Annotated in this window: 17 protein-coding genes; 6 read left to right on the forward strand and 11 right to left on the reverse strand. The window is 65.0% G+C overall.

What is annotated here, in order from left to right:
• Nucleotides 1–236: 236 nt before the first annotated feature.
• The 7 genes from AB7531_RS09515 to AB7531_RS09545 form a co-directional block, all read right to left on the reverse strand.
• Nucleotides 237–1067 (reverse strand): ABC transporter permease, encoded by an 831-nt coding sequence (locus AB7531_RS09515; protein ID WP_063981501.1) that lies wholly within the window; start codon nucleotides 1065–1067, stop codon nucleotides 237–239.
• A complete protein-coding gene (locus AB7531_RS09520; RefSeq protein ID WP_354095473.1) occupies nucleotides 1064–2326 on the reverse strand; it encodes an ABC transporter permease in 1263 nt (420 codons plus the stop codon). Before AB7531_RS09520 ends, AB7531_RS09515 begins: the two co-directional genes overlap by 4 nt.
• Nucleotides 2327–2348: 22 nt before the next feature.
• Entirely contained in the window at nucleotides 2349–3407 is a 1059-nt protein-coding gene (locus AB7531_RS09525; protein WP_063981502.1) for an ABC transporter substrate-binding protein, read from the reverse strand.
• Between the two features lie 56 nt (nucleotides 3408–3463).
• On the reverse strand, nucleotides 3464–4588 hold the full coding sequence (locus AB7531_RS09530; RefSeq protein ID WP_063981503.1) for an ABC transporter ATP-binding protein: 1125 nt from the start codon (nucleotides 4586–4588) through the stop codon (nucleotides 3464–3466).
• Nucleotides 4589–4717: 129 nt separating this feature from the next.
• Nucleotides 4718–6286 carry a DUF4403 family protein gene (locus AB7531_RS09535; protein WP_063981504.1) on the reverse strand — a complete coding sequence of 523 codons (1569 nt, stop codon included), beginning with the start codon at nucleotides 6284–6286 and terminating at the stop codon, nucleotides 4718–4720.
• A gap of 138 nt (nucleotides 6287–6424) precedes the next feature.
• Entirely contained in the window at nucleotides 6425–7063 is a 639-nt protein-coding gene (locus AB7531_RS09540; protein WP_063981505.1) for a Vgb family protein, read from the reverse strand.
• A gap of 28 nt (nucleotides 7064–7091) precedes the next feature.
• A complete protein-coding gene (locus AB7531_RS09545) occupies nucleotides 7092–8312 on the reverse strand; it encodes a hypothetical protein (protein WP_063981506.1) in 1221 nt (406 codons plus the stop codon).
• A 150-nt stretch (nucleotides 8313–8462) separates the two neighbouring features.
• On the opposite strand from AB7531_RS09545, the gene AB7531_RS09550 reads away from it, so the two are divergent.
• Nucleotides 8463–9257 carry a DUF899 domain-containing protein gene (locus tag AB7531_RS09550; RefSeq protein WP_063981507.1) on the forward strand — a complete coding sequence of 265 codons (795 nt, stop codon included), beginning with the start codon at nucleotides 8463–8465 and terminating at the stop codon, nucleotides 9255–9257.
• Nucleotides 9250–9519 (forward strand): hypothetical protein, encoded by a 270-nt coding sequence (locus AB7531_RS09555; RefSeq protein ID WP_063981508.1) that lies wholly within the window; start codon nucleotides 9250–9252, stop codon nucleotides 9517–9519. The genes AB7531_RS09550 and AB7531_RS09555 overlap by 8 nt, the downstream gene beginning before the upstream one ends.
• 140 nt (nucleotides 9520–9659) lie before the next feature.
• Here the strand turns inward: AB7531_RS09555 and AB7531_RS09560 are convergent, their stop codons facing one another.
• The 3 genes from AB7531_RS09560 to AB7531_RS09570 all read right to left on the reverse strand — a co-directional run bounded on the left by AB7531_RS09560 (nucleotide 9660) and on the right by AB7531_RS09570 (nucleotide 11439).
• Nucleotides 9660–9992: a GIY-YIG nuclease family protein gene (locus AB7531_RS09560; protein WP_063981509.1), complete on the reverse strand. Its 333-nt coding sequence runs from the start codon at nucleotides 9990–9992 to the stop codon at nucleotides 9660–9662.
• A gap of 206 nt (nucleotides 9993–10198) precedes the next feature.
• Nucleotides 10199–10621 carry a c-type cytochrome gene (locus AB7531_RS09565; RefSeq protein WP_063986139.1) on the reverse strand — a complete coding sequence of 141 codons (423 nt, stop codon included), beginning with the start codon at nucleotides 10619–10621 and terminating at the stop codon, nucleotides 10199–10201.
• A gap of 110 nt (nucleotides 10622–10731) precedes the next feature.
• Nucleotides 10732–11439, reverse strand: coding sequence for a L,D-transpeptidase (locus AB7531_RS09570; RefSeq protein ID WP_063981510.1), 708 nt, complete (start codon nucleotides 11437–11439; stop codon nucleotides 10732–10734).
• 275 nt (nucleotides 11440–11714) lie between these two features.
• Between AB7531_RS09570 and AB7531_RS09575 the strand changes: the two genes are divergently transcribed.
• The 3 genes from AB7531_RS09575 to AB7531_RS09585 all read left to right on the forward strand — a co-directional run bounded on the left by AB7531_RS09575 (nucleotide 11715) and on the right by AB7531_RS09585 (nucleotide 14390).
• Complete coding sequence (locus tag AB7531_RS09575; protein ID WP_063981511.1) at nucleotides 11715–12767, forward strand: glycosyltransferase family 4 protein; 1053 nt, start codon at nucleotides 11715–11717, stop codon at nucleotides 12765–12767.
• 35 nt (nucleotides 12768–12802) lie between these two features.
• A complete protein-coding gene (locus AB7531_RS09580) occupies nucleotides 12803–13492 on the forward strand; it encodes a class I SAM-dependent methyltransferase (RefSeq protein ID WP_063981512.1) in 690 nt (229 codons plus the stop codon).
• A 238-nt stretch (nucleotides 13493–13730) separates the two neighbouring features.
• Nucleotides 13731–14390 (forward strand): hypothetical protein, encoded by a 660-nt coding sequence (locus tag AB7531_RS09585; protein WP_014492925.1) that lies wholly within the window; start codon nucleotides 13731–13733, stop codon nucleotides 14388–14390.
• 376 nt (nucleotides 14391–14766) lie between these two features.
• Here AB7531_RS09585 and AB7531_RS09590 read toward each other — a convergent pair whose 3' ends face one another.
• Entirely contained in the window at nucleotides 14767–16431 is a 1665-nt protein-coding gene (locus AB7531_RS09590) for an aminotransferase class III-fold pyridoxal phosphate-dependent enzyme (protein ID WP_063981513.1), read from the reverse strand.
• A gap of 35 nt (nucleotides 16432–16466) precedes the next feature.
• Between AB7531_RS09590 and asd the strand changes: the two genes are divergently transcribed.
• Nucleotides 16467–17330, forward strand: a complete 864-nt coding sequence (gene asd / locus AB7531_RS09595) for an archaetidylserine decarboxylase (RefSeq protein WP_063981514.1) — start codon at nucleotides 16467–16469, stop codon at nucleotides 17328–17330.
• Nucleotides 17331–17355: the final 25 nt, after the last annotated feature.

Below are 17355 nucleotides of genomic sequence, written 5' to 3' on the forward strand. Positions count from 1 at the left end.
ATCGGTCGCGGGGGCAAAGCCGGGGATGTGTGAGGTGGCGTGAGAAATAAGTAGGGGGCTGCGGTGTTCTTACCCTCTCCCCTTGTGGGAGAGAGTGGCTCGCCGCGTAGCGGCGAGACGGGCGAGGGGTCTCTCTCCGCACGTACCCATCTTGCATTCGTACTTGCGGAGGTAACCCCTCATCCGGCGCTTCGCGCCACCTTCTCCCACAAGGGGAGAAGGAAGAAAGACGCCTTTCAGGCGCTGCTGCCCTTGAGCCGTTCGTTGCGCCGGCGCAGGCCTTCCAAAGTCGCGAGGAGGATGACCGATACTGTCGTCAAGATCACCGCCGCCGCCGTAATGGTCGGACTGATGTTCTCGCGAATGCCGCTGAACATCTCGCGCGGCAGCGTGCGCTGCTCCGGGCCTGCCATGAACAGCACGATCACCACCTCATCGAAGCTGGTCGCGAAGGCGAACAGCGCACCCGACGCCAAGCCGGGCAGGATCAGCGGCAGGATCACGCGGCGGAACGCATAAAGCGGCGAGGCGCCGAGTGAGGCGGCGGCGCGTGCCAGATTGGTGTCGAAGCTTTGCAGCGTCGCGCCGACCGTGATCACCACAAAGGGCGTCGCCAGCGCGGTGTGGGCCAGGATCAAGCCGAGATAACTGCCGGTCAGTCCGATCGGCGCGAAGAAGAAATACAGGCCGACCGCGGTGATGACGCCGGGCACGACGACCGGCGACAGCACGAAAGCCAGCACGAGCGGTTTGAACCGGCTCTTCCACTGCGCCAGCCCCAGCGCAGCCAGCGTGCCAAGCACCATCGACAGCAGGGTCGAGGCGACGCCGATGATCATGCTGTTCTTCAGCGAATTCATCCAGCGCGGCGAATTGATGAAGTCGTCGTACCAGCGCAAGGAGAGGCCCGGCAGCGGATAGGTGAGGTACGAGCCCGAGCTGAAGGACAGCGGCATGATCGCAAGGATCGGCGCGATCAGGAAGATGAACACCAGCGTGGAGATGACGATGGTCGCGGTCCACGCGATACGCTGGCTGGGCGTGCGGAGGGAAGAATGATCGCTCAATTCTTCATTCCTCCCGTGACCTGCTGCCCCTGCACCAGCTTGCCGTAGACGAGAGCGAGCAAAAGAGTGGCCAGCAGCAGCACCGCTCCCAACGCCGAAGCAAGGCCCCAATTGGCCGTCTCGGTCGTGTAGAGCGCGATGAAGTAGCTGATCATCTGATCGGCGGCGCCGCCGACGAGGGCCGGTGTGATGTAGTAGCCGAGCGCCAGGATGAAGACGAGCAGGCTTCCCGCGCCGATGCCGGGCAGGGTCTGAGGCAGGTAGATCCGCAGGAAGGCAGTGGTCGGTGGCGCGCCGAGCGAGGCGGCGGCACGCATGTACGCAGGCGAGATCGCTTTCATGCTGCTATACAGCGGCAGGATCATGAACGGCAGGAGAACGTGGGTCATGGCCACGCAGACACCGAAGCGGTTGTAGATCAGCCGCAACGGCTCGTCGATGATGCCAAGCCAGTGCAGGCTGTCGTTCACGACGCCCTTGCTCTGCAACAAGACGATCCAGGCGCAGGTGCGGACCAGAAGCGACGTCCAGAACGGCAGCAGGACGAAGATCATCAGCAGGTTCGACCGGCCCGGCGGCAGCGTTGCCAGTAGGTAAGCGACCGGGAAGCCGAGGATCAGGCAGAGTACCGTGACGCTGAAGCTGATGAGGAAGGTGCGGGCGAAGACGTTGCGGTAGATCGCCTGGTCTGATGCGGCCGCGACGATCGCACCATCGACGTTCCGCGTCAGGTCGAGCGCCGCCAGCAGATAGAATCCGGTCACCGGGCCACCGGCATCCTTGATCGTCGTCCAGGTGGCCCGTTCGCGCCAGGCCGGGTTGATCTTGCCCAGTGTCTCCCTGGCGGTGCCGGGCTCCGGCTGCGCCTTCAGATTACGTGCCGTGCTGGTCAGGATCGTACGAAAACCGTTCAGGGCGTAATTGAGCCGCTTGGCCGCGATGGCGATGATGCCGGAAGCGCGCGCCGCCAGGATGTCGCTTGCCAGCGCTGCAAAGGCCTTTTCATCCGGCAGGTCCTTGCCTTCCCAGCTGGCGAGAGCAGCGATGGTTTGCGGCAGAACCTGACGCACCTCGCGGTCATCGACCGCGCGCCACAGCATGCCGGCGATCGGGCCTGCGAAGGTGAAGAGCAGGAAGACGAGAAGCGGCAGCACCAGCGCCAATGCCTTGACCTGACGTGTCCGCTCCGCACGCCGCAATCGGCGCTTGAGCGGCACCTCGGTCGACGCATTGGCGCCGGTCAGGAGCGAGGCCGTCATTGGTCGAGCCTGGTGGGGCGCGCTATTTCGCGGCCCATTTGTTGAAGCGCTCGGTCAGGCGGTCGATGTTCTCGAGCCAGAAGCCAACGTTGATCTCGACCGCGTTCTTGATGTTGTCAGGCGCTGTCGGCAGGTCCTTGAGAACGGCGGGCGCGAGGAGGGCGGCTGCGTCCTTGTTCGAGGTGCCATAGGCGATGTTCTGCGACAGCTTTGACTGGTTCTCCGCCTTGCCCGCGAAGTCCAGGAACTTGTAGGCCGCGTCCTTGTTCGGGCTGCCCTTCAGGATGACCCAGCTGTCGAGGGTGAAGAGCGCTCCGTCCCATACGATGCCAAAATTCTTCTTGTCGTTCTTGTTCGCGGTGTCGATGCGGCCATTGTAGACCGAGGTCATCGCCACCTCGCCGGAGGCGAGCAATTGCGGCGGCTGGGCGCCGGCCTTCCACCAGACGATGTCGCCCTTGATGGTGTCCAGCTTCTTGAACGCGCGCTCGACGCCCTCGTCGGTCGCCAGCACCTTGTAGACGTCCTTCGGTGCGACGCCGTCGGCCATGAGGGCGATCTCCAGCGTGGTCTTCGGGCCCTGACGCAAGGCGCGCTTGCCCGGAATCTTTTTGGTGTCGAAGAAGTCGGCCCAGCCGTTGGGGGCGTCCTTCAGCTTGTCCTTGTCGTAGCCGAGAACGAAATCGTAGAGGATGGCGCCGACGCCGCAGGGATTGACCGACGGCGGTATATAGGCGGCCTCGCCGCCGATTTTGGAATAATCCATCTTCTCGAACAGGCCTTCCTCGCAGCCGACCGCGAGTTCGTCGCTCTCGACCTGGACGAGGTCCCAGGTGGCGGCACCACCCTGCACCTTGGCGCGCAGCACGCCGACGCCGCCGTCCCAGGACTCGTCGTTCATCGCGACGCCGGCTGCTTTCTTGAACGGCTCGAAATAGACCCTCTTCTGGGCATCCTGATAGGCGCCGCCCCACGACACGACGGTGAGGTCACGCGCCTGCGCGACCGTGGCCAGCGCGGCGCTGGCGCTGAACGCCACGGCGAACCCCAGAGCAATCTTGCCAGTCTTGCGCTTCAGCATGGTCCTTGTTCCTTCTTCATCTGCGTTGCGTTGAGGTTGATCGATGCCGGTCCGGATCAGACGGGATCGAGGGCCAGGCAGTCCTCGGGACGGAAGGTGATGAATACGCTTTCACCAGATCTTAGACTGCCATGTCTCAATCCGTCATGCGTCCCCGGCTGAAGCTTGACCATGAACTCCCCGTTGCCGGCGACATCGAGCACGGCCAGTGCGTGGTCGCCGAGATAGATGGTGTTCTGCACCTTCGCCGGCAGCCGGTTCGGTCCCTCGCTGGAGGTGCCGTCCGGGATGATGGCGATCCGCTCCGGCCGCACCGACAGGGAGGTCGACGCGCCCGCGCCGGATACATTGACCGCCCGTGCGGTCACGGCGCCGCCACCAGCCAGCGTGACGCGGCAATAGTCCTTCTCGATCGTCTCGACGGTGCCGGACAGCACGTTGTTCTCACCGATGAAGTGAGCGACGAAGCTGTTCACCGGATGCTCGTACAGCGCGTCGGGCCGGTCGATCTGCTGCACGATGCCGTCGTTGAACACGGCGATGCGATCCGACATGGTGAGCGCTTCGCTCTGATCGTGGGTGACGTAGACGACGGTGATGCCCATCGTCTCGTGCAGCTGCTTGATTTCCAGTTGCATCTGCTCCCGCAGGCGCTTGTCGAGGGCGCCCAGGGGCTCGTCCATCAGCACGAGCTGCGGATTGAAAACCAGCGCGCGGGCCAGCGCCACGCGCTGCTGCTGACCGCCGGACAGCTGCCCGGGCCGCCGGTGCGCCAGGGTTTCCATCTTGATCATGCGCAACGCCGCGTTGACGCGTTCCTGCGCCTCGGCCTTGGCCGTGTTGCGAACGGATAGCGGGAAGGCGATATTCTCCGCGATCGTCAGGTGCGGGAACAAGGCATAGTTCTGGAACACCATGCCGATGTCGCGCTTATGCGGCGGCACGTTCTTGATCGGCCGTTCGGCGAGGTAGATTTCGCCATGGGTTGGAACCTCGAAGCCGGCCAGCATCATCAGCGTGGTCGTCTTGCCCGAGCCCGACGGACCGAGCAGGGTGACGAACTCGCCCTTCCTGATTTCGAGATCGAGGTTCTTCACCACGAGGTGCTCGCCATCGTAGGTCTTCTGAATGCCGGAAAAGCGCACCAGCGCCGGCGCAGGCGTGACCATGCCGGCTTCCATGTTGTCCTCGCGTTGTCCCCTGCAGTGCTGTCAGCACCTCGTTCGAGGTTGCGAGAAACAGCTTAGCATCCTCCGACGAGAATGCCAGCGGCGCAAGCGACGCGCGCGGGTCCGGCGAGTGAAGACGCGCTACATCCCCGACAGCTTCGTCACGTAGACGTTCAGCGAGCCGCCGGCTTCGGCGACGATGCGCAGCGTCTTGGAATCGAAGGCGATGTCGGCGAGGGTCAGGCTGTCGATCTTGGCGTCGACCTTGAGGCCATCCTCGCTCTTCTGGTAGTCGGCGATCGCGGCCGCGATCTTCTCGCGCGCATTGGCGGCGATCGGCTTCAGATCGAGCGTCGCCTTCTGCACCAAGGCCTGCTGCATCTGCGGCACCACCGCGCGTGCGGCCGCGCCGAGCAGGCCGAAGGCGGCCTCGGATTCCACCGCGAGCTGGATGTCGGCGAGCCGCAGCGTCTGCTGCGCCTGGTCGAGCATCGGCCGGCCCCAGATGTGCACGGTCGCTTCGGCGCCGAGACCGAGCCAGCTCTTCTTCTCCTTGGCACGCACCAGCAGCGAGATCAGGAGACGATCGCCTGACGGCACCACGTTGACGCCTTTCACGGTGACGTCGACCGGGCCGGAGCCGTCCTCGGGATAGGTGTGGCCGACCATCTGCGCCGCGATCAGCTTGTTGATCTCGGTGAAGGGCACGTCGATCGGCACGCCGATGTTCACGCCGGTGCCGGTCGGCGGCACGATCGAGATCTTGTCGGGGAAGGGACAGTCCGGCTTGGTCGACGTCGAGGTCACGCGCGTCTCGAGCTCAAGGCCGAGCAGCAGCGTCACGTTCTGCGCGTCGACGCGCGGCTGCGCCGCGATGGCACGGGTCGGTTTCATCTCGAGCCAGAGCGGCGGCAGCGAGGCCGAGGAGCCCGAGCCCTGCAGCGGGATCGAGCGGCAGGCCTTGGCCCATTGCAGCTTCGCATTCTCGCGCAGCGAGGGATCGTTGCGGATGCGCTCGGAGACGATGTTGATCTGCTCGCCGACATTCTTGTCGATCAGCGGCTTCACCTGCGCCGGCACGTTGACCTTGGCGCCGGAGACGTTGAGGTTGGTGTCGCCGAGATTGACCTGGGCGCCGAGATTTGGCTCGAGATGCCAATTGGCCGCGAGCTTCGGGCGCGAGGTGACGACCACGTTGCCCTTGATCTCGGCGCTGGCGTTCAAATTCTTGATGTTGACCGCGCCGATCCGTTTCGCTGCGTCGCCGCCGAGCACGCTGCCGAGCGCGTCGCCGAGCGCGCCGGTGGCTTTCGACGACAGCGAGCCCGTCACGTTCAGCTTGCCATTGAGCGGCGTCGAGATCGTCAGCACGTCCTTGTCGCCGGCAGCCGCCATCGGCCCGCGCACGGCGGACCAGCCGATGTCGGCATTCTCCAGGATCTGCGAGATTGGATTATCGGCCTTGCCGGCGAAATTGCGCGGCGCGGCTTTCTCGGCCTGTTCGCGGATCGCCGATATCGCGATCGCCACCGGCGCCACCACGATCGAACTCTTCGCGACCGGCGGCAGCGGCGGCAATTGCGCGACCGGCGGCGCAGTCGTCGCCGCGCGCGGCGACAGCCAGTCCATCGCCTTCAGGCTGACGAAAAACGACGCCGCGAGCACCGCCACGGCGATCAGGACAGTCTTCAAGTTCAGCGTCAGTCGCATCAATCCCCCAAGCCACCCAGGGTCGGAAGTCTACAGGGCAGGCGAGGGGGGCGCTAGAGCGCACCGGTGGGGTGGAATTGGGGCGAACAGATTAACGGTTGCGGCAGCATCGGTGCCGCGCATCCGTCATCGCGCACCTTAGCTGCGCCGCGGGCGGCGAACCGCCCTCACATTGCCGCGATCGCCACCGCCGCAGAAGAAGCGGTCGCCGCCGTCGGACTCCAATCCTGACACCATCGTCCCGGCGGGCAGGTCGAGCTGCTCCAGCACCTTGCCGGTCTCGGGATCGATCCGCCGCAAATCGCTTTCCTCGCCCTCCCAGGTGCCATGCCAGAGCTCGCCGTCGACCCAGGTGACGCCGGTCACGAAGCGCTTGCTTTCGATGGTGCGGAGGATCTTTCCCGTCTCCGGATCGACCTGATGGATCTTGCGCTCGCGATACTGACCGACCCACAGCGAGCCCTCCGCCCAGGCCAATCCGGAATCGCCGCCGCCGCCCGGGGCCGGAATCGTGCTGATCACCTTGCCGGTGGCGGCGTCGATCTTCTGGATGCGATCCTCGGCGATCTGGAACAGGTGCCGGCCGTCGAACGCCGTCCCCGCATGCGCGGCGACATCGATGCAGCGTGCGATCTTGCCGTTGGCCGGATCGACCGCATTCAGCTTGTCGCCGGATGCGAACCAGACATGGGTGCCGTCGTAGGTGACGCCATGCACGGCCTCGACACCCGCAAAAGGTCCGTACTCCCTGACGATCTCGGCGGCGGAACGCTTCATGTGCTTGATCCCTCTGATGTGATCCAACTTACGCCTTCAGGAGCGGTCCGGGGAGTAACAAGCCTGTCGGGAAACCCGGGACGGGCGGGGTCATCCAGCGCCGTGCCCGGCCGTGTCCGAACGATTGCACCTTGTTCGACCGCGCCAGCTCTTCGAGGGCCCGCTGCACGGTGCGGGCGCTCGTCCCCAGCGCCAGCGCGAGCGCCGAGCTTGACCAGGGCTCGCCGTCGGAGAGGACGGCGAGCACCGCGGCGTGCTTCTCCTCGACGGGACGTGCCAGCACGAGGACGTCGCGCGTCTTGCGCGGCGCCAGCACAAAACCCTGCTTCGTCGCGCTGATGTCGGCCAGCGGCTTGAGCTGGGTGCGGAGCCGCCCGATCTCCACGCGCAACCGCGCGCGATGCGATTCGTCGGCGTGCTTCGCCCGGAACGCGCCTGATATCAGCGCCTCTCGCGAGACATCGGCGGGCCATGCCTGCGCCAGGAGGCGGGCGAGCGCGAACAGCACCGGGCGCGTTCCGAGCGATACGACGCGGCCTTGCCTGCGCAGGGCATGATGAAAGGTGTCCACGACGAGCGCCGTCGAGGTCGCCAGTCTCTCGACCTCCCCGAGCAACAACGGATGCTCGCTGCCGCGCGCGATCAGGCGCGCCGCCGGCGTGTCGAGGATCAGGTTCGCGTTGTCGACCTCGGCCACGAGCGCCGGGATCTTCGCCTGCCGCGCTGCGTGAGCCGCGCGGTTGAGCGCCGCGCGCGCATCTTTCGCTCTCAGTCGTCTGATGGCGATGCCGGCGACCACGAGCTCGCGGACGACCTGAGAGGCAGGCGGGAGCGGGGAGGGGCTGAGCTCGGCCAGCGTGCGCTCGGCTTCGTCGAGCTGCCCGACGAGGAGGAGGCGGCGCGCCTCGATGTGGCCTGCATGAGCTGCATTGGCGAGATCGCCGTGCTGTTCGAGCGTCGCGCGGGCCGCTGCGAGCGTTTTCACCGGCCAGCTCAGGTCGCGCGAGACGAGCGCGATCTCGGCTTCGGCCACCACGCATCTTGCGCGCGCCACCGCCTCTCTCGGACCGAACGCGCGCGCAGCGCTCCGCAGCAGCGTCTTCGCCTTCGCGAGATCGCCGAGCTGCGCCATCGCGATGCCGCGTAGCGCCAGCGACGGTGCATCGTTGCGCAGCGCAACGCGGTTCAGCGCGCCGAGCGGATCGCCGGCCTCAAGCGCGCGCGCGGCGGCCGTGATCAGCGAGTCCATTCAAATCCCGCCACACTTGTTACTCCCTCCGCGCAACCGCTTGGTGCCAGAAATCGTTGACGACCGACAATGTGCGGTGAGGGTCGAGCGGTTCCGCGTCCGTCGTAGCGCGACGCGGAATGACCGCCCGGGCAAGAGGAATGGAGAGCCATGATGACATCAGCAGACAACGCAGGAACTAACGGACAGGCCGCCATGCAAACACCGCCGGTGGTGTCGCCGCAGGACTGGGAGGCCGCCCGTCAGCAACTGCTCGTGAAGGAAAAGGCGCATACCCGTACCCGCGACGCCCTCGCCGCCGAGCGCCGGCGCATGCCGTGGATGGAAGTCACCAAAACCTATGCGTTCGAGGGGCCCGGCGGCAAGATCAGTCTGGTGGATCTGTTCCAGGGCCGGCGGCAGCTGATCGTCTACCGGGCCTTCTTCGAGCCGGGCGTGCTCGGCTGGCCCGATCAAGCCTGCCGGGGCTGCTCCATGGTGGCCGACCAGGTCGCCCATGTCTCGCATCTGAACGCCCGCGACACCACGCTCGTGTTCGCCTCGCGCGCGCCCCAGGCCGACATCATCAGGCTGAAGCAGCGGATGGGCTGGACCATGCCCTGGGTCACCGTCACCGACAGTTTCGACGCCGATTTCGGCGTCGACGAATGGCACGGCACCAACGTGTTCTACCGCGACGGCGACCGCATCTTCCGCACCTACTTCATCAAGAGCCGCGGCGACGAGCAGATGGGCGGCACCTGGAACTATCTCGACATCACGCCGCTCGGCCGCCAGGAGGTCTGGGAGGACTCGCCAAAGGGCTATCCGCAGACGCCGACCTACAAATGGTGGAACTGGCACGACAGCTACGCGGAAGGCGCTGCGCCCGACAAGAAATGGGTCGAGATCTCGACGGCCGGCGAGAAGGCCTTTCGCGACGAGGCCGCGGAAGGCCGTGACTAGTCCCGCCAACGTGGCCACCGGCGCGAGCCGCGATGGCGTGGTGGCCGCACGCCACCTCGCCAGATGGCTGGCTCTGGCGGCGACGCCGACCTTCGCGATCATGGCCGTGCTGACGGCCGTGCTCGGCGGCCCGGCGGACATGCTGTGTGCCGCCGGGTACGGCTCCGTGCTGAGTGGGATGGTGCCGATGTATCTGCTGATGAGCGCGTTTCATTCAGCGGCATGGCTGAGGCTGATCGCGGAGCGGCGGCGGGCGCGGTAAGCGGTAAGCGGCTTCCGCCGGTGTGAACGCCTCGTCCTTCGAGACGCGCGCAAGAGCGCGCTCCTCAGGATGAGGCTAACTAGCGCTTCGTAGGTTAGTGCAGGTCCTTCGAGGAAAACCTCGAGCCGCGCACTCCGCCCTCATCCTGAGGAGCCCGCCGCGGGTGGGCGTCTCGAAGGATGATGAGATCCGCGCTTTGCCAATTCATGCAGCTCGGCAAAATCTCCGCGCATGAAGGCTTCCTTCTTGGCGCGGCTCCATTTCTTGAGCTTGCGCTCGCATTCGATCGCGTCGGTAATCCGGTCGAACCATTGCGAGAAGACCAGGGTCACGGGCCTGCGTGACTTCGTATAGCCGCCGAACGTGCCAGCGTTGTGCTGCGCGATTCTGAGCTCAAGCTCGGTGCGCGTCGTGCCGATGTAATAGCTGCCGTCGACGCATCTGAGAATGTAGAGGTACGCGCCTTCTGTCATCGTGCCCGCCCCATCCTTCGAGACGACCGCTTCGCGGTCTCCTCAGGATGAGGCTAACTGGCATCCATGACGTGGTGCAAGCACTGTGGACAGATTTGCGGCCACGCACTCCGCCCTCATCCTGAGGAGCCCGCCGGAGGCGGGCGTCTCGAAGGATGCGCCGCAATCGCATCGCAAACCAAAATGCAGCGGTGCACCGTGGCCCGCTACTGTGAACCCGATGTCGCCTGCAGATACGCAACCACCCTAGCCGCGTCCTCCGCGGAGACGCCGCCATAGGGCTGCATCTTGTTGCCGGACACGACCTCATCCGGCTTGACCATGAAGCGGGTCAGCTTGTCCCGGTCCCAGACGAAGCCGGCGTCCTTCATCGACGGAGAGTAGTTGTAGTCCGGCAGCGAGCCGGCCTTGCGTCCCACGATCTTGCTGAGATTGGGACCGAGGCGATTGTCGCCATCCTTCACCGAGTGGCAGGTGCGACAGGAATTGTTGAAAGCCTGCTGGGCCGCCTCGTCGTTCGCCGGCTGCTGGGCGAGCGAAGGGGGCGCTGACAGGAGCAGCGTCAATGCGCCGGCACCAACGATCGAGCGCAGCCATGGACCTGGCGACCTTTGCAGGCGTGATCGCATCCGCGCCTCCGAACAGTGCTTCTCCAGGCGAGGCCGCCCGGAGAGCATGATGCAAACGAAAACGGCCCCGGTGGGTTCCGGGGCCGTTTGCGTCACAATGTCCTGTCGCGTTAGCGCGTTGCGGCGCCGAGATCCGCGCGGCGTTCCGTCATCGGCAGCACGATCACCTTGGTGCCGACGTTGACGCGGGAGTAGAGGTCGGTGACGTCGTCGTTGGTCAGGCGGATGCAGCCGGACGAGACGTGCTTGCCGATCGTGTCGGGGGCGTTAGTGCCGTGGATGCGGTAGATGGTGCCGCCGAGATACATGGCGCGCGCGCCGAGCGGGTTGCCGGGGCCGCCGGCCATGTGGCGCGGCAAATAGGGCTGGCGGGCGATCATTTCCGGCGGCGGGGTCCAATCCGGCCACTCGGCCTTCTTGGTCACCGACTGTACGCCGGACCAGGTGAAGCCGTCGCGGCCGACGCCGATGCCGTAGCGAACGGCCTGGCCGTTGCCGAGCACGTAATAGAGATAGGTGTTGGGCGTATCGATGATGATGGTGCCCGGCGCCTCACGCGTCGCATAGGAGACGGTCTGGCGGCGGAAGCGCGCCGGCATCTCGACCGCATCCTGATCCTCGGACGGCGCGGCCTGGTAAGGCGTCGCCTGATAGGGCTGGTAAGGCTGCGGCGCGGCCATCGGCGGCAGCGGCTGGAAGAAGGGGAAGAGCTGCACGGGCGCAGCCTTCACCGGACCGGCAAATGCGATTGCGGAGATCGCGACGGCGCTGAGCGCAACGGCGCACGAATACGTCTTGAACGTGTCCAGATTGATCATTGATCGCCCCTGTTTGATCGGTGTTTCTTGACCACCGCGGCACCGTTTCGGTGCTCCGTTGCCCAAATCACTAACGACAAAACGTTTCGGGAGCTTTGCGCGGAAAACCGAAAACGGTTTCATGGCGGAAAGGATTTGTTTCATGACGGTTTCGTGGCGGCGCGGACCCGTTAACCAACAAAACAGCGGGCCGACACTTCTGTGACGTCACACGCCTGAAATATCCGTGGTTGATGGTCCTAAGCCGAGAATCATCAAACTCTCGGGATTTCCCCATGCGGGTATTAATCGCGACTGACGCCTGGCATCCGCAGGTTAACGGTGTGGTCCGGACGCTGACCTCGCTGGCGAATGCGGCCAAGGCGCTCGACGTCGAGATCGACTTCCTCACCCCGGACGGCTTTCGGTCCTGGCCGCTACCGACCTATCCGGGCCTGCGCATCGCGCTGCCGAGCGGCAAGGAGATCGCGCGGCGGATCGAGAAGGCCGCGCCGGAAGCGCTGCACATCGCGACCGAGGGGCCGATCGGCTGGGCCGCGCGCGCTTATTGCCGCCGCAACCGCCTTGCCTTCACCACCTCCTACACGACGCGCTTTCCCGAATACATCTCGGTGCGGACCGGTATCCCTGATGCCGTCGGCTATGCCGTGCTGCGCCACTTCCACGATGCCGCCGCGATGACCATGGTGGCGACGCCTTCGCTGCGGCAGGAGCTCTCCGAGCGCGGCTTCAAGCGGCTCGGCTTCTGGACGCGCGGCGTCAACACCGAGCTGTTTCATCCAGACAGCCCGGCCAAGCTCGATTTGCCGGGCCCGATCTTCATGACCATGGGCCGCGTCGCGGTGGAGAAGAACCTCGAAGCGTTCCTCTCGCTCGACATGCCCGGCACCAAGGTCGTCGTCGGCGACGGCCCGCAGAAGGCGGCGCTCGAAAAGAAATATCCGGATGCCGTCTTCCTCGGCGAGAAGAAGGGCGCGGATCTGACCGCGCATCTCGCCGCCGCCGATGTCTTCGTCTTCCCGAGCCTGACCGACACGTTCGGTGTGGTGCAACTCGAGGCGCTCGCCTGCGGCACGCCGGTGGCGGCGTTTCCGGTGACGGGCCCCAAGGACGTCATCGCCGATCATCCGATCGGCGCGATCGACCATGATCTGCGTACCGCGTGCCTCCGCGCGCTCACCATGTCGCGCGAGACCTGCCGTAACTTCGCGCTGGAGCGTTCCTGGGAAAACAGCGCGCGGCAGTTCGTCGGAAACCTCACCTCACTTCAGCCCAGCCGCATCCTGCGCGCCTCGCCGGTCATGGCGCGGCGGCCGGTGCGCGGCTGATCTGCAACGTTTGACCCACAGCGAGAACCTCATCGATGGCTAAGATCATGAACCTTGACGGCACCCAGCAGCTCGACCTCACCCGTGGCACGGTTGAGCAGGCCTATGACCGCTGGGCGCCCGTCTACGATCTCGTGTTCGGCGGCGTGTTCGCCAAGGGCCGGCAGGCCGCGATCGCGGCCACCAACAAGATCGGGGGCCGTGTGCTCGAGGTCGGCGTCGGCACCGGCATCTCGCTGCCGCTCTACGCGCCGCATCTGCGCATCTTCGGCACCGACATTTCGGAAGCGATGCTCGACAAGGCGCGCCAGCGCGTCACCGAGGGCAATCTGAAGAATGTCGAGGGCCTCGCGGTGATGGACGCCGAGAAGCTCGAATTCCCCGACAATTCCTTCGACGTCGTGATGGCGCAATATGTCGTCACCGCCGTGCCGAACCCGGAAGTGGCGCTCGACGAATTCGCCCGCGTGCTGCGCCCGGGCGGCGAGCTGATCATCCTCACCCGCGTCAGCGCGGATACCGGCATGCGCCGCTTCATCGAGCAGAAGCTCCAGCCGGTGGTGCGTCCGCTCGGCTTCCGCACCGCCGAGTTCGCCTGGTCGCGTTATGCGAAGTGGCTCTCCGGTGCCAAGGGCATCGAGCTCGCCGAGCGCCGCCTGATTCCGCCGCTCGGCCATTTCTCGCTGGTGCGCTTCCGCAAGGTCGACGTCGCCAAGGCAGCCTGACCGTCACTCCTTATGGTGAGGAGGCGCGTAAGCGCCGTCTCGAACCATGAAGGCCCGTGCTGATGCAGCTCGGCCTTCATCCTTCGAGACGCGCGTTCCGCGCTCCTCAGGATGAGGGGAGAGAGTAACACGTGCGTCATCGCGCCGCTGCACATCGTCACATGACAAAATGATGATGTCACACGGCCTACATCGAATCCCTGTAAATCCTGAACCCGAAAGCATTTTGGGGGAGAGCATGATCAAGAATTATCTCGAGCAGCTGCGGATCCAGCGCTGGGACGACCATCGCTACTATCACCACAGCCGCATCAATCAGAGCCTGCACTTCGTCAGCGCGCTGAGCTTTCTCTTCGCCTATGTCTGGCTGTTCGTCGATCCCATGATCTCGGCGCTGGTCGGCTGGCTGGTGTCGATGACCTCGCGCCAGGCCGGTCACTTCTTCTTCGAGCCGCACGATTACGACCACATCAACCAGGCGACGCACGAGTACAAGGAAGACATCAAGGTCGGCTACAACCTTCAGCGCAAAGTGGTGCTGATGGCGATCTGGGCGCTGTCGCCGCTGGTGCTGGTTGTCGATCCGACGCTGTTCGGCCTGTTCACGCCCTGGGCGAGCGCGACCGATTTCATGCGGCAGGTCGCCAAGATCTGGCTGGTGATCGGCGGCGGCGGTCTGTTGTTCCGCACCGTGCACCTGTTCTTCATCCGCGATGTCGAGACCGGCCTAGTCTGGATGACCAAGATCCTGACCGATCCCTTCCACGACCTGATGCTCTATCGTAGCGCGCCGCTCGCCCTGATGCGCGGCGAGCTGATGGATCCCGGCCTGCACCTCAACCCCGAGCACACGCTGGGTTTGATCTCCGAGCCCACGCTCGAAGAGCAGCACGCCTGAGCGCGCTGTTCTCACACAACACTCCGATGTCTGATGGTTACGTCATGCCCGGCCTCGTGCCGGGCATCCACGTCTTGGGGATACCTTTAAAGTGACTCAGCGGAGCCCAGCGCTCTCTTCACCTCGCCCCGCTTGCGGGGAGAGGTCGGATTTGCGCGTAGCGCAAAGCCGGGTGAGGGGGGCTCTCCGCGGGGGGGCTGCTAGTGGATCGTTGATCAACTCTCACCGCATGCGCGGAGACTCCCCCTCACCCCGACCCTCTCAGCGCGAGCGTAGCTCGTCGCGGCCCCGCATCCGCCTTCGCCAAGGCTTCGGCGGACAAGGGCGGGGCGAGGGAGAAGGGCGGGCGGTGATCGGGGTTAAGAGTGAGAAAGCCTCAGCGCCCGAAACGCTTGGCCAGCATCTCTTTCAAAATCTGCCGCTTGATATTCTTGTTGGTGAGCACGCCGTCGTGCCACCAGAAGCCGTCGGCTTTCATCTTCTCGGCGGCGCGAACGAACCGCTCGGCGACCTCGGTGAAATCGGCGTCGGTGTAGTTCAGGCTGAAGATCAGTCGGCCAGTGCCGACCCAGCTCAGCGACAGGCCTTCGGCGCGCAGATAGTATTGCAGCATCCAGTTGTAGCGGGACGGGGTGGTGTATTTCACCGTCCAGATCGACGAGAAGTTGGCGAACCGCACCGGCAGGTCGGCGTCGGTCATCATCTGGTTGAGCTTTTGCGCGCGGCCGTTCCAGGTAGCGTCCAGCCCATCATAGATGGCACGGAAGTTCGGGCTGGCGAGGCGGCTCAAGAACTCGTCCATCGCCGTCATGACGTAGGGGTGCGAGTTGAAGGTGCCGCGGGCGAAGCAGATATCGGCGGGACGATCGTCGCGGAAGCGGCGCATCAATTCCTTCTTGCCGCAGACGACGCCGACCGGCAGGCCGCCGGCAAGGCTCTTGCCGTAGGTCACCATGTCGGCCTTGACGCCAAAGTACTCCTGGGCGCCGCCGGCGGCGAGACGGAAGCCGACGAAGACCTCGTCGAAGATCAGCGCGATGCCGCGCTCGGTGCAGACTTCGCGCAGCTTCTTGAGCCACTCGGTATACGCCGCGCGGTCAAAGTTGCCGCCGCGGGAGGAATCGACCAGCGAGGAATCGCCGGGCGCGTTGCCGTTCGGATGCAGGCCCTGCAACGGATTGACCAGGACGCAGGCGATGTCCTTGCGCGTGCGCAGCACGTGCAGCGTCTTCTCGGACATCTCGGCGAGGGTGTAGGTCTCGTGCGCGGGAATGGGGTTGCCGACGCCGGGCTGCACGTCGCCCCACCAGCCGTGATAAGCGCCGGCGAAACGGACGAGATGGGTGCGCTTGGTGTGGTAGCGCGCCAGCCGCACCGCCTGCATCACGGCCTCGGTGCCGGACATGTGGAACGAGACCTCGTCGAGGCCCGAGATCTGGCAGAGCCGCTGCACGTTCTCGAGGATGACGGGGTGGTAGGGGCCGAGCACGGGTCCGAGTGCATGCGCGCGCTTCTCCGAGCCCTCGATGCACTCCTTGTAGAAGTCGTTGCCGAAGATGTTGACGCCGTAGGATCCGGTGAGGTCGTAGGAGGTGTTGCCGTCGACATCCGTGACGGTGACGCCGCTGGACGATTCCATGAAGGTCGAGGTGCCCAGATGCTCGCGGACGAGGCGCGAGAACTGGAACGGCACGCGGTAGGTTTCGGTGAAGTGCAGGTCGGAGATCTTTTCCGCCGCTTCCTTCGTCATCGCGCGGCCCTTGGGGTAGCGCTCGGCGTAAAGGCTGGCGAGGCGGAAGAAGGCGTCCTTGCGCTGCTGCACCACGTTATCAGGCGCGCCGTCGCAGCCGAAGTACTTGTCGCCCTCGAACTCGTAGAACGGGAGCAGCTTGGCCACCCGGCGCGACATCTTGGAGTGTCCGGCGAGCGACCGGTGCTTGGCGCGGGACAGTTCGATCCGCGCTTTGATCTTCGGGAAGGCGGCGGCAGCGGACGCTGCGGCGGCCACGGAAAATGAGAGAATCGGGAGTGTCGTTTCCATGACAACAAGCGCTAATACTGCGAGCTGACAGATTCATGACAGTCAAAGCCCTCATTGCCTCTTTCACCCAGCAGGAAGACCTCAACTTCCTGTTGACCAACCGCATCCCCCGCGCGGCCCTGACCCGCTTCATGGGCCGATTCTCCAAGATCGAGAACCCGCTCGTCAGGGACTTCTCGATCGCGCTGTGGAAGCTGTTTTCCGACCTCGATCTATCGGAGGCGCGCAAGACCCACTTTAGGAGTCTGCACGATTGTTTCACCCGGGAACTCAAGCCGGGGCTGCGGCCCTTTGATCCCGACCCCTCCATTGTCGCCAGCCCCTCGGACGGCATCGTCGGCGCCCATGGCCGGATCGCCGACACCGAGCTGTTCCAGGTCAAGGGCGCGCCCTATTCGCTGCTCGACCTGCTCGGTGACTCCGCGCTCGTGGATCAGCACCGCAACGGAAGCTTCGTCACGCTGCGGTTGACCTCGAGCATGTATCACCGCTTCCATGCGCCCTATGATGCACATATCGAGCGCGTCACGCTGATCCATGGCGACGTCTGGAACGTCAACCCGATCGCGCTGAAGCGGGTCGAGCGTCTGTTCTGCAAGAACGAGCGCGCGGTGATCCGCACGCATTTGTCGACCGGCGAAGCCGTGACGCTGGTGCCGGTCGCCGCGATCCTGGTCGCGAGCATCCGCCTGCACTTCCTCGACATGGTGCTGAACGCGCAGACTCGCGGCCCGGTCAATTTCCCCTGCGACGTCAACGTGACCAAGGGCGAGGAACTCGGCTGGTTCGAGCACGGCTCCACCATCATCATCCTGGCGCCGGGTGATTTCAACTTCTGCGACGGCATCGGCGAGGGCACCCGCATTCGCGCAGGTCAAGCGCTGTTGAAGAAGAACTAGCCTTCAATCCGCCGCGTCGGCAGCC

The organism is Bradyrhizobium sp. 63_E2_N1_3, assembly GCF_052076005.1.
In the GTDB taxonomy this organism is placed as follows: Bacteria; Pseudomonadota; Alphaproteobacteria; order Rhizobiales; family Xanthobacteraceae; genus Bradyrhizobium; species Bradyrhizobium barranii.

Bases quoted from the DNA above. Each gene is read 5' to 3' on its own strand.
- AB7531_RS09560 (WP_063981509.1), bottom strand. From the start codon at position 9,992: ATGACAGAAGGCGCGTACCTCTACATTCTCAGATGCGTCGACGGCAGC.
- AB7531_RS09530 (WP_063981503.1), bottom strand. From the start codon at position 4,588: ATGGAAGCCGGCATGGTCACGCCTGCGCCGGCGCTGGTGCGCTTTTCC.
- asd (WP_063981514.1), top strand. From the start codon at position 16,467: ATGACAGTCAAAGCCCTCATTGCCTCTTTCACCCAGCAGGAAGACCTC.
- AB7531_RS09585 (WP_014492925.1), top strand. From the start codon at position 13,731: ATGATCAAGAATTATCTCGAGCAGCTGCGGATCCAGCGCTGGGACGAC.
- AB7531_RS09520 (WP_354095473.1), bottom strand. From the start codon at position 2,326: ATGACGGCCTCGCTCCTGACCGGCGCCAATGCGTCGACCGAGGTGCCG.
- AB7531_RS09545 (WP_063981506.1), bottom strand. From the start codon at position 8,312: ATGGACTCGCTGATCACGGCCGCCGCGCGCGCGCTTGAGGCCGGCGAT.
- AB7531_RS09535 (WP_063981504.1), bottom strand. From the start codon at position 6,286: ATGCGACTGACGCTGAACTTGAAGACTGTCCTGATCGCCGTGGCGGTG.
- AB7531_RS09550 (WP_063981507.1), top strand. From the start codon at position 8,463: ATGATGACATCAGCAGACAACGCAGGAACTAACGGACAGGCCGCCATG.
- AB7531_RS09565 (WP_063986139.1), bottom strand. From the start codon at position 10,621: ATGCGATCACGCCTGCAAAGGTCGCCAGGTCCATGGCTGCGCTCGATC.
- AB7531_RS09590 (WP_063981513.1), bottom strand. From the start codon at position 16,431: ATGGAAACGACACTCCCGATTCTCTCATTTTCCGTGGCCGCCGCAGCG.
- AB7531_RS09580 (WP_063981512.1), top strand. From the start codon at position 12,803: ATGGCTAAGATCATGAACCTTGACGGCACCCAGCAGCTCGACCTCACC.
- AB7531_RS09525 (WP_063981502.1), bottom strand. From the start codon at position 3,407: ATGCTGAAGCGCAAGACTGGCAAGATTGCTCTGGGGTTCGCCGTGGCG.
- AB7531_RS09575 (WP_063981511.1), top strand. From the start codon at position 11,715: ATGCGGGTATTAATCGCGACTGACGCCTGGCATCCGCAGGTTAACGGT.
- AB7531_RS09540 (WP_063981505.1), bottom strand. From the start codon at position 7,063: ATGAAGCGTTCCGCCGCCGAGATCGTCAGGGAGTACGGACCTTTTGCG.
- AB7531_RS09570 (WP_063981510.1), bottom strand. From the start codon at position 11,439: ATGATCAATCTGGACACGTTCAAGACGTATTCGTGCGCCGTTGCGCTC.